A 16,515-nucleotide genomic window follows, 5' to 3' on the forward strand; every position below is an offset into this window, starting at 1 on the left:
CATTTATTCTGTAATTAGATTTTTTCTAGAAGCTTTTGGATGTGAAGATAAAGGCTTGTGATTATCTAAACCTATAATAGTCACAGTTCCACCATCTTCATGTGCTTCATAATCATGTTTGAAATGCTCTAAATTTTCCATCACAGAATGATCTACTAATTTTGTGTTTTTCAAACAAATACTCACTTGATAGCCTGGTGGAATTTCCTCTAATTTTCTTTTAATTCCCAAATAATTAGAGAAAATAGCTGCTTTACTAATTTCTACTTTGTATTCATTATTTACAAAGGACACTACTGTAGGTGCTTTGAAGAAAGATGAAACAGGTGTTCCATTCAACACATGAATAATCATTTTCACCAACATTCCTGCTGCAATTCCAAGTAATAAATCTTCAAATAAAGTTACCAAAACTGTTACCGTAAAAATGAACAATTGTTCTTTTCCAATGTGTAACATATGAATAAATTCTTTTGGATGCGCTAATTTTATCCCAACACTAATTAACATGGCTGCTAATGCTGCGTTAGGAATCATTTCTAGTAACGGAGCAGCTAATAAAACGAAAAGTAAAATAAAAAATCCGTGAAAGAAATTTGCCCAACGTGTTTTAGCACCATTATTAACATTAGAAGAACTACGAGCTACTTCAGAAATCATTGGCAAACCACCAAAAAAAGCAGCAAGTGTATTCCCAATACCAACAGCAATTAAATCTTTGTTTGTATCTGATTTTCTTTTAAATGGATCTAATAAATCGATAGCTTTTACCGTTAACAAAGATTCTAACGTTCCCACCAAAGCAAACATAATCACATATTTAATAAATAATCCTGTTTGACTAATTCCTGAAAAATCAACATTCCAATTGATATTATCTACCAAGTTTCCGATTTTCACCAACGCATAAGGTGGTTCTGTGTGTGCAAAATCCATAAATAATTCGCACGGAATAGCAAATAACAATACTACTAAAGGAGCCGGAACCATCTTAATCGATTTATTTTTGATATACGGCCAACCCAACATAATTACTAAACTCACCACCCCAATAATAGAAGCTTTTGCATCTAAATTAATGATGAATTTTGGGATATTTAATAACAATTCTATCGGCCCCATTCCTTTTGCTAAAACAGGATTATCATTTAATAAAACTGGAATTTGTTTAGCAATAATAATAATTCCAATAGCTGCTAACATTCCGTGAATAGTAGAAAGGGGGAAGAAATCGGCTAATTTTCCTAATTTTAAAACTCCAAAAAGAATTTGGATAATTCCAGCCACAACCATTGCTCCTAAGGCTAATTTCCAACCTAAATCGTTGTTTCCTTGACCAAATTCAGCAACAGCGCCAGCAACAATAACGATTAAACCGGCAGCTGGCCCCTTAATTGTTAAGCGAGAACCCATAAAAAACGAAACAAACAAACCTCCTATAATCGCAGAAATTAATCCCATAATTGGAGGAAAATCTGAAGCTTTTGCAATTCCTAAACTTAAAGGTAAGGCTAATAAAAACACAATAAAACCAGAAATTGCATCCGATTTAAAATTCTCTTTTAAGCCTGCCAAACCATCAGCAGGTATATATTTTTTTATTTTTGAAGTCATTGTTAACTAATTTTATGATGATTTGTAAGGTAACTCATGGTATGTTTTCACATGAGGCCCAAGAAATAAACGAGCATAAATTCGGATTCCAGCAATACCAGAAACCACAAAACTTGATGCTACAAAAAAGGCAAGAACAATTTGATTACTGTCAATGTGACTAAAAATTAAATCCTCACCAATAAAGGTTGAAGTAATAGGAAATCCAGTAATTCCAAGTGTTGCCAATAAGAAAAAGAAAGCGAATTTCGGATGTTCATAAACATGTCCTAAATATTGACTAATTAAAATGCGCATTTCTATTTTTTTCAGCTGAAGCAAAGCAATATAACCTATGCCTCCTGCAAGAATAATTCCAACTAAATAAAAGGCAATTTCGTTTACACTAACTTTGTCGTTGAACACAATGGCTAAAGCAATCCAAAAATGATTTAACACCATTAATATCCATGCTAGAAACGGACTTTTTCGTTCTGAAAAGGATTTAAAAACAAATACCAATCCAATAAACGCAAAAACTTCTGGTAAAACCGAAATAAGTTGTTGTGGCAAATCTACTTTGAATTTATAAGCTAAAAAGCCCAATACAAAAAGCGGAATAAAAAAGTAATACACTCTTTTTATATCTAAGAAATCTAATGATTTTCCGATTGTTTTTAAGGGTTTCCAAAGTACTAAATTCAAGAAACCTTCCAAATTAAATTCCTTTAAAGCAAGAATATACAAAGTGTTTTCAATTCGTTTTGGAAAAAAGAAATTAGCTTTTTTACTTTTTGGTTGAAAATTGTAAAATTGGTCTCTAATCAAATAACTCACCACTGATGGCGAAACTAACAATTGATACGTTCTTAAAAAGGCATTTCCTGCAAAGTGAATTAGTGCCAAAGTTTCAAATCCTAATGCTATTTCGATGAAAATAATTCCTATTTGAGATATAGAACTATAAGCTACCTGACTTTTTACAGAAGATTGCACTCTCGCCATCAATGAAGCCGCAATACTAGTTGTAAATCCCATTAAACCAATAGCTATTCGCATAGTGGTTTGATGTTCCCAAAATGGATAGGTTCGTAACATCAGGAAAACCCCTAAATGCACAGATAATGAACCGTAAAAAATTGCACTTGAAGGTGTTGGTCCTTCCATTGCTCTTGGCAACCACGATGAAAACGGAATTTGAGCCGATTTTGCCGCAGCAGCACAAGCCAAACAAAGTGCTATAAAAACACCAATAAATGAATGACTTTGCAAATGTTCATTAACCAATTCATAATTATTCAACTTCATGAACGTAATATTTTCATGGAATAAATGATGGCTAGCCCACATGGTTAAAAGTAATCCAACATCGCCGATTCTATAAATTGAAAACACTTTAAATGCGTTTTTAACTGGCAAATAACGTTCTCTGTAAAAAGCGATTAATAAAAATGATGAAATTCCGATGATTTCCCAACCAATAAATAAGGTTTCGAAATTACCCGCTAAAATGGCCAAATTATAACCAAAAAAGAAAAACAAAACAGTATTAAAAAAACGTTTGTATCCTTTTTCTCGGTGTAAATAATAGCGACTATAAGTTGCTGTCATTGAGGTCAATAAAGCACCCACAAACAAGTAAACAGCGCCAATTTTATCAAAATAAAAATCTATAAAAAACTCATAATGCTCTGTCTTCAAAAGTGTAATTTCTTTTAAATTCAAATCTTCTGAACCATTGAAAATCCAAAAACCGATAAACAATACCAATCCTAAAAATTGAATAAAAACCGTTCCGAAAGCAATTCCCGAAATTAGTTTTTCGTTTTTTTCTGGTAAAAAGATACTTAGTATAAACCCTAAAAAAGGTATTATTATAAAATATTGAAGTATATGTTCCATGATATTACGCGTTAGTTAGAATTCCTACCGGAAGATTTTCCTTTGTTTTTTCAGCTAATGCTAACTCATTTTCAATATGACTAGCTTTTTGAATTGGTTGATATTCGATAAATTCCTCCTGTTCAAAAACGAATATTTGCTTCGTTTCTGGATGAATAACCGCTAATCGTAACCATTCGTTTTTATACCATTCATAAGTAGCAAGATTTTTTGAAATCGCTTTTTTAACTACTTCTGGATAATGCTCTACAACCGCTAATAATCGAATTGGATCATGAACTTCTATCATTTGACTGGGCAAACCTGGGCGCAAATCGCCATCAATACCGTTAGCAACACCAATTAATCCCATGACATTATGAGGTAATTTTGATCCAGCTCCTAATTTTTGATTGTCTACTCTCGAAAAATAATATTCCAAATTAATTCCTCCAGCTACTGGTGCTACTTGACCTAGAATTATGGCTAAATAATAACCCGAAACATCAATTTGATAATCATAAGAATTTAAAAATGAACGTCTGTCTAAAAACAATTGTTTCGACAAACTTCTTCTGCCTACAACGCACATTGCATTGGTAGCATGATTTAATTCTGGTCGAGGTTCAAATAAAGAAAAAGCTCGTTTTTTTACGTTTTCATGAATTTTTTCTATTGTTTCGGTTGAATCAATCGTATCAAATCTTCTAGAACGTTCTTTTGCGTTGTTTGCTAAAGCTATTCCAAAGGTGATTGCATTTTCATGATGTAACTTTTTATTGACATCGTTCAAAATATCTTCATCATAAAATGCAATTTCGTCGCGTGTGGTATCGTGTAAAGCTGGTAAAAATTGAGTTTCTGCTGGTATATTAATTCCTCGTTCTTTCAAAATAGCTCTCACATTTGGATGATTAGCCGCATAGGATGCTACTTTGGCATTTACCGAACTTGGTCTTCCACAACAAGCTCCACAATCGTATCCTGCATAATGTGTGTTATTTACACTTGTTGCTCCATGTCCAACTACATAAACAATAGGAGCAAAATCAGTTACCAATCCTATGCTTTTTAGTAATCCTTCAACCCTATTTGCCATTTCTTCAATGGTAAACCCAACTTGCAAATCATCAACTTTTTCATTGCTATTGTTTTCAATAACCAATTTTGATTTTTGATGCAAATGCTTGAAAGAAGCTGTAGTTGCAGGTGACATTGAAGGCTTGAAAATATTCAAAAACAACTTGAATGCTGATGAAAACCCTAAAGTTTGACTAATTATCCAACCAAATAACAATGAATGAGATTGCTTGTGATAATGTAAATCTTTAGCCTGTTTTTTCTTTCTATGTTCTTCTTTAATTAAAAATTTAGGTGTTACAGGTGCAGGACATAATTTTGTGTGAAATTTTCCACCAACAGGCTGAAAATAAAATTCAAAATTAAAAAACGCTGCTGTCCCAAAAGTTACTGCTTGTTTGTCGATATGTTCGATATGTCTTCTAAACGAACATTCTCTATCATCCATACAAAACAACCCTTGAAAACTTGGAATTTCTTTGACGTCGATTTCATTTACTTCTTTTACTCCAGATAATACCTCATCATAAAAGCTAAATTCAAAAGCTTGTTGCCAAATTGATAATACATCAAATAGCTCATTGTATTTAATGGTTTCAAACAAATGATATTCCTCTACTCTTACTTTTAGTCCTAATGGCGACCAATTACTATTGAACTTTTTATCTAAAACATCAATTTCTAAGAGTAATTCAAATTGCACTAATTCTTCAAAAGTAATGGGTTTGCTATCTAAAAGCGAACTTGGATTGGATTCAATAGTAGCAATCATACCACTCCATCCTGGATGCGAAAATTGTTGATCAAACAAATAATACTCGTACAACTCTTCTTTTCCAACAACAATTTCTAACAATTGTGTTATTGAAGCCTTATTGAATAGCAATTCTTTTACTCTTTTAGAAGTAAAAATTCCAGTAGCCGTGTTTTTTTCTAAAGCAATGATAGAGTTTAAAAAACCGTTTTCGTTTTCAGGAAAAGTCCACATAGCAATTCCTTGGTCTAAATAGCTACACAAAACTCTAAACAACAAACTATGTGTTGATTTTTCTAGATTTATAGCATATTCTTTTTTCCAATTGGCACGTAAATTTCCTATTCTTGATTGAACGGATTCATCATAGGATTGATGTAATAATTTATTTTTCCAAGTTTCTAGATGTTCAACTCCTTTGCATTTGGAAATAACATGGTTTAAAACCTGTTCTTTAATTTCATTTTTAGCAAATCTATTTCTAAACTCCGCCAAAGAAAGATAGGTTTTATAGCCGAAAATTGTATTAGCTTTTGCTAAAGCTTCTTGAAATTCTTTATGTTGAAATGCGTGTAATGTATTGTGATGCACAAAATCTTTCAACGGGTTTTGTGCTGGTAAATAATGGGTTAAATGATGAAGCACTTTTTGTTCATCAAAACCAACATTTTGTGTTTTCATTTTATAATGAAATTGAATTAATACAAATAAATTATTGATTTCAAAAGGCTTTGAAATCGTAAAAAATAATTATCGTATTAAGACAAATGGAATTTCCAATTACAATATAAATCGTAAAGTGGAATCGTTTCTTTGTAAGAAAATAATTGAGTAGAATAAGAATTTGAGCTTTCGGTAAACTTACTGTTTTTAAAATTTACAGATTTTGTTGGAACTGAAAACCAATCTAACTCTACTTCAAATTCAGGTTCGGATTCAATAATTACAAACTCTCCTTCTTCAACCTCAACAGTATGAAAATGAGAAAAATCAGAAGCCTTATATTTTTGTTGAAATTCAACTTGGGAAGCTAAAACAACTTTTTGTGAAGGATTAAATGAAACACCAATAGCCCACATAAAAAATGTGAGCATAAAAAATGGAAAAAATTTCATTAATCTATTCAAATTGATTTTACTTTATACCTAAAAGCACTACAAATGTAAAGTATATTTTGATTCAACAAATTAAATTTATGATTTAATTAAAAAATCCGATTAGAAATTCTAATCGGATTTGGTATTATTCTATTCTTTCATAGTTACAACAACTATGCAGTTTATTGTAAACTTCGTCTTTTGCTTTTACAAATTCAGTATCGTGACCTACAGCAGCAATTGCTTTTGCTACATCTTGTACTGAACATTTTGTTTCATCAATAATCAAATGAATATCGCCATGATCAGCATGCCATTCTGCACTTTTTACTCCTTTTACTGAAAAAGCTGCTTTTTCAATACGTTTTTCGCACATTTCGCAATTTCCTGCAACTTTGAATTCAACTTTTTTGTTTTTACTTTTCTTTTCCTGAGCTTGAACTGATATTCCAATTAATGAAACCAGCACAATTAAAATAAACTTTTTCATGTTATTATTTTTTTTGTTTTAATACTTAATACTCAAATCTTAACACTACTTAATTTTAAATCGTAATCCAGCATAATACATTGCGCCAAAAGTAGGCCCGTATATCATACTACTATCAAAATAAGTACCAAATGGGTTTTCATTTTGAACAATTCCATTCATTTGTTTGTAATTCCCCATGTTTTCAACTCCAATATACACCTCAAAAGTACTTGAAAAAGTTCTGGTTATTTGTGCATTTATAACAGCAAAAGCTGGCGCATAATCACCTAATTGATACATTGAAGGATTTGAAGTTGTATTAGGTAAACGTTGTTCGCCTAGCCAATTGTATGTAACATCAAACTTCCATTGTTGTCCTTTGTCTTTAATATGTGTTTCATAAGCAACATTTGCGAAAAATCGGTGTTTAGCTTGTAACGCTCTTTGCAATTGACCGGTTTGAAACTGGGTTTGCACATCATAAAATTTATAAGAAGTTTTAAAATTTAAGTGTCGGATTACTTCAATATTAAATTCTGCTTGAAATGAATTGGCAAAACTTTTCCCTTCTAAATTGTAAAACAATACTTGTTGTGGTGAAGCATCCACATCAACCACTGCTTGATTTTGAAAATCCGTTCTGTAGTAATCTAAAATTACTTCTGCATCTTTTCCTGCTAATTTGAATTTTTGGATAAAACTCAATCCGTAATTCCATGCAATTTCAGGATTTAATCCGTATAATTTTCCATCGTTATTTAAAATGGAGAAATTTCTATTAGAAGCAAACAATTGTTGGTTTTCAGCAAAAATATTAGCCGCACGTTTTCCTCTTCCTGCAGATGCTCTAATTACTGCTTCTTTCCATGGATTATAACGAATATGTAATCTTGGCGTGATAAAAGTTCCTAAACGATTGTGATTGTCTACACGTGCTCCCGCTACCAAACTAAAATTATCGGTATTATCATACGTATATTCAAAAAAGGCACCTACCGAATTATCAATTCTTGAAAAATCGCGATTAAAATTTACTGCTACGAATTCATTATAATCATCGTAAGTAAAATTTAAACCTGTTGTGAATTTATTCTTTGTGTTATTGATAATCGAATTGAACAACAAATTCGAATAAAAACTTTTTTGATGAATATCATACTGACTCAAACCAAAATATGAATCTTGTTTGTGCGATTGAAACGAATTTTGAAAGCCGAAACTTTGATACGGCATATCTGGAAAAACGTAACCTGTTTTGTTTGAAATTTCAATTTTTTCAGTATTGATTTCACTTCCCCAAGCATTCATTGTTAATCTATCATTGTCGGGATTGAAATCCATTTCACCTGCTTGTTTTTCATCATTCATATAACGAACATTTAAAAAACTTACGATTCCATTTTCGGCATCATTATATTGCCAACGGTTTAAAATATTAACTTGTTTTCCAATGGGGCTATCTAAAAATCCGTCGTCGTTCATGTCGTTTTTACCTACACGTGTGTTACCGTGTAAAAACAAAGTCGAACTTAATTTATCCGAAAATTTGTTATTAAAATGCGTATTGATTTCATAGCGTTCATCTTGTGAAGCATACGCGTTTAAGAAAAACGGAATATCATTCACTGGTTTTAAAACTTCATAATTAATTTGACCTGAAATACTTTCATAACCATTAATAACACTTCCAGCTCCTTTGGTAATTTGAATACTTTCTACCCAAGTTCCTGGCACAAATGACAATCCATAAGCTTGTGAAGCACCACGAACCGAAGGAATATTCTCTTCGGCAATTAAAATATATGGACTAGTTAAACCCAACATCTTAATTTGACGATTACCGGTTACAGCATCCGAAAAATTAACATCGATGGATGGGTTTGTACTAAAACTTTCGGACAAATTACAACAAGCGGCTTTAAGCAACTCTTTTTGTCCCATTACTTGAACATTGGTTACTTTATAAAGTGATTGTTCGGTACTTTTCTTGGTCTTGGTAATGGTTACTTCTTTTAAAATATTTACTTCTTTAAGAACAACTGAAATTGTATTTGAAGTAACATCTATTTTCTTAGTTTCAAAACCTACGTAACTCACTACTAAAAAAGTGGTTTCGGGAGATTTTTTTATGGTAAAACTCCCATTTCCATCAGTTGTGGCTCCAATTGCAGTATTGAACCAAAACACATTAGCCCCTAATAAAGGTTGATTATTTTCGTCTGTTACTATTCCTTTTATTGTTTCTTGCGTATAAATAAATTGAGAAACAAAGAATAGCAAAAACGCTATATTTTTAAACATAATAAGCTTATTTATTGTTATTAATTCTTTGATTTACAGAATAAAAAACAATAAATTATGCGTAAAAAACTAATTGACAATAGAGTTTGTAGAGTGGCGGTGCATGAGAATCACAGTAAAAAGCTACTTCGTTTGATGTTGTAGCTATTGGTCTAAATATAACTACATTCGGATTCCAATTAGTACTAAAAACTGCTTGTTCTAAATCTAATTGAAACGTTTTAACCAATATATCATCGGTCTTTTTTTCAACTTTGATTAATTTGTTTGAACAACAAGAATCGTGAGAATCTTCTTTTGCACAACATGATTTTGCTTCCTCAACACAAGGTTCGTCTTCTTGATATTGAAAAGAAACCGATGCGATTTCATCTTTACAATAATGTACCACAAAACTCAACCCTAAATTGGCAAGCAATATTAGAGCAGCTAAAACGATACTTATGTGTTTTCTGAAATTCATTGGGACAAAAGTAGTAATTATTTTGAAAACTGTTGATAATAAAATGCGGGAATAAACAGAATTAAAAAAAGAGGTTGTATTAAAAATCGTCTTAAATAAAACAATATCAAATAATCAGGTTCATTAGTACATCGCAACACTACAAAAAACAAAATCACAAACAAAAGAAACAAGACCAAAAATAATATTGCTGAAAATTTAACCAATTGAAGTTGTTTAAAAAGCAAATAAATAATACTTAATGAAAAAAAAGTGTTTAATGAATATCTAAATAAAAACCCAAAAAACAATTTTACATCATTTAATTCTGGTACGGATTGATTTTGAGAATGGCTTTTAAAAAAATTCAAAAAAGGATCGTAAAAAAGTACATCTTCAAAAAAACGCACACAAACTAATCCTATTAATGAGAGAAAAATAAATAGAAAACGTAGTTTGTTATTCCTAATTTCTTTTAACATACCCCGAAAATTTAGTGATCCATAAAATCCACAATAAAAACACTACACCATAAATAAATAAAGGAAAAATTGTACCATGCAATAGTTCTTCATAGACTGGATAATAATACAACGCGTAAGTTAATAAAGCAATTCTTAAAATATTCAACGCATGAATTATAAGTATTCCTAATACAATGTATAAACCTGTTTTTACCCAACGATTTGAAAAGGCAAAAATAAAGGCTGCAAATAAAATCATAACACTTACAGCATTACATCCTTCAACAACGCGTGCTAAATATTTATCTTTAAAAAATACTTTTATAGATGATTCTGTTTGATGCGGTAAATTTTTTGCTTCACCAACAACTAAATTTAATAAATCGATTGTTTGATTAGCTACAACTTTTGTAAAATAATCCACTTCATTAGTTGCTGCATCATATTGATTCAAGTACATTTTATACAAGAAAGCAAAAACCGCATAAAACAGTAGAAACTTAAGCAAAAAAGCAAAAAAGGGTTTATATTGAATTAGAATGTTTTTCAAAATATGAATTTTTAACAAAAATATAGATTTTTTTATAGCAAGGAATAAATACTTTTGTAAAAAAAATACCACTATGTCATTTGAAGAATTAAAACCTATTGTTACCAACATTATCTTGAAAGAAAATGGAACTCGCGACGAAAAACTAAAAGAAATTTGTCAATTATTAAGCGAAAACGTTTCATATTATGATTGGGTTGGTTATTATTTTGCAAATCACGAAGCTAAAACATTGCATTTAGGCCCCTATGTTGGCGCAGAAACTGATCATACCGTAATTCCATTTGGAAAAGGAATTTGCGGACAAGTTGCCGTTTCAAATTCAAACTTTGTTGTTCCCGATGTAAAAGCACAAGACAACTATATTGCTTGTAGTTTTACTGTAAAATCGGAAATAGTAGTTCCTTTATTTGTGAATGGTATTAATATTGGGCAAATAGATATTGATTCGCATGTTATTGATCCTTTTACAGCAGCTGATGAACGCTTTTTAGAATTTGTAAATGAGGAAGTTTCAAAATTATTTTAAAGAAATAATAACATCTCGCTCTTTTTAATATATTTGTCTTAAATTAACGATCTAATTAAAATTTTAATATGCCGTTTAACGTACCCAGTTTAGAACTTCCTTTTTTTGCTAATCTATTAATATTATTAGTATTAGCTAGAATTTTTGGTGAAATAATGGAACGTTTTAAACAGCCAGCAATGATTGGTGAAATATTGGCGGGGGTTTTATTGGGTCCAACTGTATTAAATTTCATTCATAGAACCGAAGAATTAAAGGTAATATCGGAACTAGGGGTTTTTTTATTAGTAATTATAGCTGGATTAGAGATTCATTTGGATGAAATAATTAAATCTATGAAAGGTCGAAATATTGTTATTTCAATACTAGCCTTTTTCATACCAATTGTTTCCGGATATTTAGTAGGAAGTTATTTTGGACAAGATGTGATGTCGACCATTTTTATCGGCCTTTGTGTAGCAATTACTGCATTACCCGTAAGTATCCGAATATTAATGGATTTAGGAAAATTAAATTCTCCTGTTGGTCAAAAAATTATATCCGTTGCTATTTTTGATGACGTAATTGCCTTAACCATATTAGGTGTTTTACTAGACATTAAAGATGTTGAACCTACATTTGCAAATATTACTAAAGCAACACTTATTACCATAATAAAATTGAGTTGTTTTTTAATATTAGTAATTGCAACTTACAAACTGATTAAAAAATTATCGCGAGAGGAAAACTTTATTGAAAATAAACTCAATAAAATATTAGAAATACTTAAAGGTAAAGAATCATTATTTGCTGTTTTCTTTGTATTTATTTTAATTTTTGCTACCATTACAGAAAGCATTGGATTACATTTTATTATTGGATCCTTTTTTGCTTCTATGTTAATTTCTAAAGAATTGGTAGGCGAAAAACATTTGAATACGTTTCACAATACCACAAATAGTATGGCGATGGGATTTTTAGCACCAATCTTTTTTGCTGGAATTGGATTAGAATTTCAATTTTCATCGATTCAAAATTATCCTTTATTAATTGCGATAATTGCTGTTTCATTCCTTTCAAAAATTATTGGCGGATACGTTGGCGGTCGTTTTGCGAGATTAGATCATAAAATTTCACTTGCATTAGGTTTTGGATTAAACGCAAGAGGCATAATGGAATTAGTAATTGCAAATATTGCTTATAAAGCTGGAATTATCAATACCGAAATCTTCTCAATGCTTGTTATTATGGGACTAATCACAACATTATCTACCCCTTTCTTATTAAAAAGAGCATTCAAATCAATTGAAAAATCGGTTTAATTTTCAACTTTTTAAAAATATTTCTAAATACATATTTCTAAATTCCAAAATATTCCTATATTTGCACCCGAATTGCAACCATACAATTCATACATAAAAATCATTTAAAATAATATTGGCATGTACTTGACAAAAGAAACAAAAGCTGAAATCTTCGCAAAACACGGAGGAAAAGCTGAAAACACTGGATCTGCTGAAGGGCAAATCGCATTATTCACATTTAGAATTTCTCACTTAACTGAGCACTTGAAAAAAAATCGTCACGATTTTAACACTGAGCGTTCGTTAGTACTTTTAGTAGGTAAAAGAAGAAGTCTTCTTGACTATTTAAAGAAAAAAGATATCAACAGATATCGTGAGATTATTAAAGAATTAGGAATTAGAAAATAATCAACTAAAGGGGCTTTGTGCCCCTTTTTGTTTTGTATATATTAACAGAAAAAGTTTGGTTTTTCATTGGGTTACAAACAACTACACACAACAACAACACAACTGACCCTTTGTTTAATTTAGAATTAAAAAAATTATGATTCCAAAAGTATTCCAAGAAGTTATCGATTTAGGTGACGGAAGAAGCATCACGATCGAAACTGGAAAATTAGCCAAACAAGCAGATGGATCTGTTGTTGTTCGTATGGGCGATGCCATGTTATTAGCAACAGCAGTTTCTGCAAGAACATCAAATCCTGGTGTTGATTTTTTACCTTTAACAGTAGATTATCGTGAAAAATTTGCGGCAGCAGGGCGTTTTCCTGGAGGTTTCTTCAAAAGAGAAGCTCGCCCAAGTGACAGCGAAGTATTAACAATGAGATTAGTTGACCGTGTATTGCGTCCACTTTTCCCAGATGATTATCATGCTGAAACGCAAGTAATGATTCAATTAATGTCGCACGACGAAAACGTTATGCCAGATGCATTAGCTGGATTAGCAGCTTCAGCAGCATTAGCAGTTTCAGACATTCCTTTTTATAACTTAATTTCTGAAGTTCGTGTAGCACGTATCGATGGAAAATTTGTCATCAATCCAAGTAGAGAAGAATTAGCACAATCAGACATTGATATGATGATTGGAGCTTCATTAGATTCTGTTGCGATGGTTGAAGGAGAAATGAAAGAAATTTCGGAAGCAGAAATGGTAGAAGCTATCAAATTTGCTCACGAAGCTATCAAAATTCAAATTCAAGCACAATTACGTTTACAAGCTGCTTTTGGTAAAAAAGAAATTCGTACGTATGAAGGTGAGAAAGAAAACGAAGAAATTTACAAAAAAGTAAAAGCTGCGGCTTACGATAAAATTTATGCAATTGCAAAAGTTGGTTCGGCTAAACACGAAAGAAGTGCTGCATTTGCTGAAGTAAAAGAAGAAGTAAAAGCTTTATTTACAGAAGAAGAATTAGCTGCTGACGGAGATTTAGTTTCAAAATATTTCTACAAAACAAACAAAGAAGCTGTCCGTAATGTAGTGTTAGAATTAGGTATTCGTTTAGATGGAAGAAAAACAACTGAAATCAGACCAATTTGGTGTGAAACAGATTATTTACCTTCTGTTCATGGTTCGTCTTTATTTACACGTGGAGAAACACAAGCTTTAGCTACAGTAACTTTAGGAACTTCAAGAGAAGCTAACCAAATTGACTCTCCATCTGAACAAGGTGAAGAAAGATTCTATTTACATTATAACTTCCCTCCTTTTTCAACTGGTGAAGCAAAACCTTTAAGAGGAACTTCAAGAAGAGAAGTAGGCCACGGGAACTTAGCACAACGTGCTTTAAAAAATATGATTCCTGCAGATTGTCCTTATACCATCCGTGTAGTTTCTGAAGTATTAGAATCGAATGGTTCTTCTTCAATGGCAACGGTTTGTGCTGGAACAATGGCGTTAATGGATGCTGGAGTTCAAATGGTAAAACCAGTTTCTGGTATTGCGATGGGATTAATTACTGACGGTGAAAAATTTGCTGTATTGTCTGATATTTTAGGAGATGAAGATCACTTAGGAGATATGGACTTTAAAGTAACTGGAACTGCTGACGGAATTACAGCATGTCAAATGGACATCAAAATTGATGGTTTACGTTATGACATCATGGAACAAGCTTTAGGTCAAGCGCGCGATGGTCGTATGCATATTTTAGGAAAAATCATTGAAACTATTGCAACACCAAGAGCTGAAGTAAAACCAAAAGCACCAAAAATTATTACAAGAACCATTCCTGGAGCATTCATTGGTGCTTTAATTGGTCCTGGTGGAAAAGTAATTCAAGAATTACAAAAAGCTACTGGAACTACTATCGTAATTAATGAAGTAGATGAACAAGGTGTAGTTGAAATTTTAGGAACTAATCCAGACGGAATTGCTGCTGTATTAGCTAAAATTGACTCTATCATCTTCAAACCAGCAATGGGAGAAGCTTACGAAGTGAAAGTAATTAAAATGTTAGATTTCGGAGCTGTAGTAGAATATACACAAGCACCTGGAAACGAAGTTTTATTACACGTTTCTGAATTGGCTTGGGAAAGAACTGAAAACGTTACTGATGTAGTAAATATGGGCGATGTGTTTATGGTAAAATACTTAGGTGTTGACCCTAAAACACGTAAAGAAAAAGTGTCAAGAAAAGCACTTTTACCAAGACCTCCAAGAGAAGAAAGACCTATTGAAAAAAAGGATACACCACAAGGTTAATACTTTAAATTATTAGTTCATATAATAGCCCAATTCACTATCATGAATTGGGCTATTTAATTAGAAACCGGTCTATTAAAAATTCCAACTTCCCGTCAAACCAAAATTAATTGAAGAACCACCAAAATTCTTTTCAACTTTTTTATTGAACAAATCATAGGGAGCATATTGATAATTACAGTGTAAACCAAAACCATAAAACATAAACTTTATTCCTTGTGAAATACCAATTGTATTTAAGGTAGGTTTCAAATCTAAATCGTCATAAATTTCATCTTCTGGTTTTGAGTAATGCAGGTATTTCCAGCCAATTCCTGAATTAGATTCGATATGGAAATTTTCATTCTTAGATTGGAATAAAAACCGAGTATAACGAAACCCTAAGAAAAGTGCCGACTTACTTCCATCTAACCAAATATTTTCATTTCCTGCATTATAATTGATGCTATTTCCTTTCACAATTCCACTTAATTCTACACCAAAATCAATAAACTGTCGCTTTGCAATTTTAGTACGCATATAAAAAGCAGTTGTAATTGAACTTTCATACTTATTCGCCAAATTTCCGAGTGGTTTCCCATAACTAACTTCTAAAATATTTCTTTTAAAAGCGTCAATTTTAGGAAAAACAATGGTGTCTTGTGCTTGTAATTGAAAAGCAAACAAAACAAAGAACAATACCTTATTCATCTTTTATAATTTTAAAAATATATTTATTTTCTAACGAACTTCCTGCTCCAAAAAACAAAGCCATCCCTTCATTCGTATCAGCTCTTTTAACTAAAATAGAGTCATCATTAGGAAACTCAAGAACAAATTTTGTCATTTGCTTGCTAATAAAAATTACTGGAAAAGAAACCGTTTCATAATTCGTATAAAAAACAAAACGTTTCCGATATCTTTTTCCACTTACTTTAATTACAAATTGCTTCTTCAACGTATCTTGAAATTTAATATAAAAATAGTCTTTCTGAAGTTTCAGCTGGATGGGTTCACCATAATCTATATTTTTTTTATCAGTGAATTCATTTACAAAACTTCTGGTAAAAAACTGATTTCCATATTGGTGCTGAATGGTATCTAATTTATCATAAAATCGAACTGACATAGATTTTGGAATTTTCTCAAATTCTTCCTTGTTAATTGCATCTTGAACGCTACAGGAAACCAAAAAAAGGACAAAAACAAATCGAAACTTTCGTTTAAAGTAACGATTAACTATTCTAGAGTACCGTTTTAGATCTTTCTCTCGAAAAGATTCTAAATGTTCTTCAATTATTTTTCTCATAATTATTTAATTATACAGATCAAAATTATTTCATATTTCGCAATCATACATGTGAATAATACTAATTAAATTTTATA

At 31.4% G+C, this 16,515-nt stretch carries 15 protein-coding genes; 4 read left to right on the forward strand and 11 right to left on the reverse strand.

Going from position 1 to position 16,515, the window contains the following annotated elements:
• Positions 1-3: 3 nt before the first annotated feature.
• From RSE15_RS05840 to xrtF, 9 genes are all read right to left on the reverse strand, one after another.
• Entirely contained in the window at positions 4-1,614 is a 1,611-nt protein-coding gene (locus RSE15_RS05840; protein ID WP_324070073.1) for a SulP family inorganic anion transporter, read from the reverse strand.
• Between the two features lie 12 nt (positions 1,615-1,626).
• The gene (locus RSE15_RS05845) at positions 1,627-3,495 is read right to left on the reverse strand and encodes a proton-conducting transporter transmembrane domain-containing protein (protein ID WP_324070075.1); all 1,869 of its coding nucleotides are present in this window, start codon (positions 3,493-3,495) and stop codon (positions 1,627-1,629) included.
• A 4-nt stretch (positions 3,496-3,499) separates the two neighbouring features.
• Positions 3,500-5,989: a YbcC family protein gene (locus tag RSE15_RS05850; RefSeq protein WP_324070077.1), complete on the reverse strand. Its 2,490-nt coding sequence runs from the start codon at positions 5,987-5,989 to the stop codon at positions 3,500-3,502.
• A 77-nt stretch (positions 5,990-6,066) separates the two neighbouring features.
• Positions 6,067-6,402: a hypothetical protein gene (locus RSE15_RS05855; protein ID WP_324070079.1), complete on the reverse strand. Its 336-nt coding sequence runs from the start codon at positions 6,400-6,402 to the stop codon at positions 6,067-6,069.
• A 148-nt stretch (positions 6,403-6,550) separates the two neighbouring features.
• Positions 6,551-6,895: a heavy-metal-associated domain-containing protein gene (locus RSE15_RS05860; protein WP_324070081.1), complete on the reverse strand. Its 345-nt coding sequence runs from the start codon at positions 6,893-6,895 to the stop codon at positions 6,551-6,553.
• A gap of 45 nt (positions 6,896-6,940) precedes the next feature.
• Positions 6,941-9,178 (reverse strand): TonB-dependent receptor, encoded by a 2,238-nt coding sequence (locus tag RSE15_RS05865; RefSeq protein ID WP_324070083.1) that lies wholly within the window; start codon positions 9,176-9,178, stop codon positions 6,941-6,943.
• A 55-nt stretch (positions 9,179-9,233) separates the two neighbouring features.
• Positions 9,234-9,641: an HYC_CC_PP family protein gene (locus RSE15_RS05870; protein ID WP_324070085.1), complete on the reverse strand. Its 408-nt coding sequence runs from the start codon at positions 9,639-9,641 to the stop codon at positions 9,234-9,236.
• Between the two features lie 17 nt (positions 9,642-9,658).
• Positions 9,659-10,102 carry an exosortase F system-associated membrane protein gene (locus RSE15_RS05875; protein ID WP_324070086.1) on the reverse strand — a complete coding sequence of 148 codons (444 nt, stop codon included), beginning with the start codon at positions 10,100-10,102 and terminating at the stop codon, positions 9,659-9,661.
• Entirely contained in the window at positions 10,086-10,706 is a 621-nt protein-coding gene (gene xrtF, locus RSE15_RS05880) for an exosortase family protein XrtF (protein ID WP_324070088.1), read from the reverse strand. The genes RSE15_RS05875 and xrtF overlap by 17 nt, the downstream gene beginning before the upstream one ends.
• 1 nt (position 10,707) lies before the next feature.
• On the opposite strand from xrtF, the gene RSE15_RS05885 reads away from it, so the two are divergent.
• From RSE15_RS05885 to RSE15_RS05900, 4 genes are all read left to right on the forward strand, one after another.
• Complete coding sequence (locus RSE15_RS05885) at positions 10,708-11,163, forward strand: XrtF-associated fRMsr-like GAF protein (RefSeq protein ID WP_324070090.1); 456 nt, start codon at positions 10,708-10,710, stop codon at positions 11,161-11,163.
• A 68-nt stretch (positions 11,164-11,231) separates the two neighbouring features.
• Positions 11,232-12,464 (forward strand): cation:proton antiporter, encoded by a 1,233-nt coding sequence (locus RSE15_RS05890; RefSeq protein ID WP_324070092.1) that lies wholly within the window; start codon positions 11,232-11,234, stop codon positions 12,462-12,464.
• A gap of 120 nt (positions 12,465-12,584) precedes the next feature.
• A complete protein-coding gene (gene rpsO, locus RSE15_RS05895; protein ID WP_008256427.1) occupies positions 12,585-12,854 on the forward strand; it encodes a 30S ribosomal protein S15 in 270 nt (89 codons plus the stop codon).
• 136 nt (positions 12,855-12,990) lie between these two features.
• On the forward strand, positions 12,991-15,150 hold the full coding sequence (locus tag RSE15_RS05900) for a polyribonucleotide nucleotidyltransferase (RefSeq protein ID WP_324070094.1): 2,160 nt from the start codon (positions 12,991-12,993) through the stop codon (positions 15,148-15,150).
• 75 nt (positions 15,151-15,225) lie between these two features.
• Here RSE15_RS05900 and RSE15_RS05905 read toward each other — a convergent pair whose 3' ends face one another.
• Together RSE15_RS05905 and RSE15_RS05910 are read right to left on the reverse strand one after the other, a co-directional pair.
• A complete protein-coding gene (locus RSE15_RS05905; protein ID WP_324070096.1) occupies positions 15,226-15,840 on the reverse strand; it encodes a hypothetical protein in 615 nt (204 codons plus the stop codon).
• Positions 15,833-16,438, reverse strand: a complete 606-nt coding sequence (locus RSE15_RS05910; RefSeq protein WP_324070098.1) for a hypothetical protein — start codon at positions 16,436-16,438, stop codon at positions 15,833-15,835. The genes RSE15_RS05905 and RSE15_RS05910 overlap by 8 nt, the downstream gene beginning before the upstream one ends.
• Positions 16,439-16,515 lie beyond the last annotated feature (77 nt).

The organism is Flavobacterium sp. (genome assembly GCF_035195345.1).
Taxonomy (GTDB): Bacteria; Bacteroidota; Bacteroidia; order Flavobacteriales; family Flavobacteriaceae; genus Flavobacterium.

Coding starts and splice junctions, on each gene's coding strand:
- RSE15_RS05870 (WP_324070085.1), bottom strand. CDS start 9,641: ATGAATTTCAGAAAACACATAAGTATCGTTTTAGCTGCTCTAATATTG.
- RSE15_RS05875 (WP_324070086.1), bottom strand. CDS start 10,102: ATGTTAAAAGAAATTAGGAATAACAAACTACGTTTTCTATTTATTTTT.
- RSE15_RS05860 (WP_324070081.1), bottom strand. CDS start 6,895: ATGAAAAAGTTTATTTTAATTGTGCTGGTTTCATTAATTGGAATATCA.
- RSE15_RS05905 (WP_324070096.1), bottom strand. CDS start 15,840: ATGAATAAGGTATTGTTCTTTGTTTTGTTTGCTTTTCAATTACAAGCA.
- RSE15_RS05865 (WP_324070083.1), bottom strand. CDS start 9,178: ATGTTTAAAAATATAGCGTTTTTGCTATTCTTTGTTTCTCAATTTATT.
- RSE15_RS05885 (WP_324070090.1), top strand. CDS start 10,708: ATGTCATTTGAAGAATTAAAACCTATTGTTACCAACATTATCTTGAAA.
- RSE15_RS05845 (WP_324070075.1), bottom strand. CDS start 3,495: ATGGAACATATACTTCAATATTTTATAATAATACCTTTTTTAGGGTTT.
- RSE15_RS05910 (WP_324070098.1), bottom strand. CDS start 16,438: ATGAGAAAAATAATTGAAGAACATTTAGAATCTTTTCGAGAGAAAGAT.
- RSE15_RS05900 (WP_324070094.1), top strand. CDS start 12,991: ATGATTCCAAAAGTATTCCAAGAAGTTATCGATTTAGGTGACGGAAGA.
- RSE15_RS05855 (WP_324070079.1), bottom strand. CDS start 6,402: ATGCTCACATTTTTTATGTGGGCTATTGGTGTTTCATTTAATCCTTCA.
- RSE15_RS05840 (WP_324070073.1), bottom strand. CDS start 1,614: ATGACTTCAAAAATAAAAAAATATATACCTGCTGATGGTTTGGCAGGC.
- RSE15_RS05850 (WP_324070077.1), bottom strand. CDS start 5,989: ATGAAAACACAAAATGTTGGTTTTGATGAACAAAAAGTGCTTCATCAT.
- RSE15_RS05890 (WP_324070092.1), top strand. CDS start 11,232: ATGCCGTTTAACGTACCCAGTTTAGAACTTCCTTTTTTTGCTAATCTA.
- rpsO (WP_008256427.1), top strand. CDS start 12,585: ATGTACTTGACAAAAGAAACAAAAGCTGAAATCTTCGCAAAACACGGA.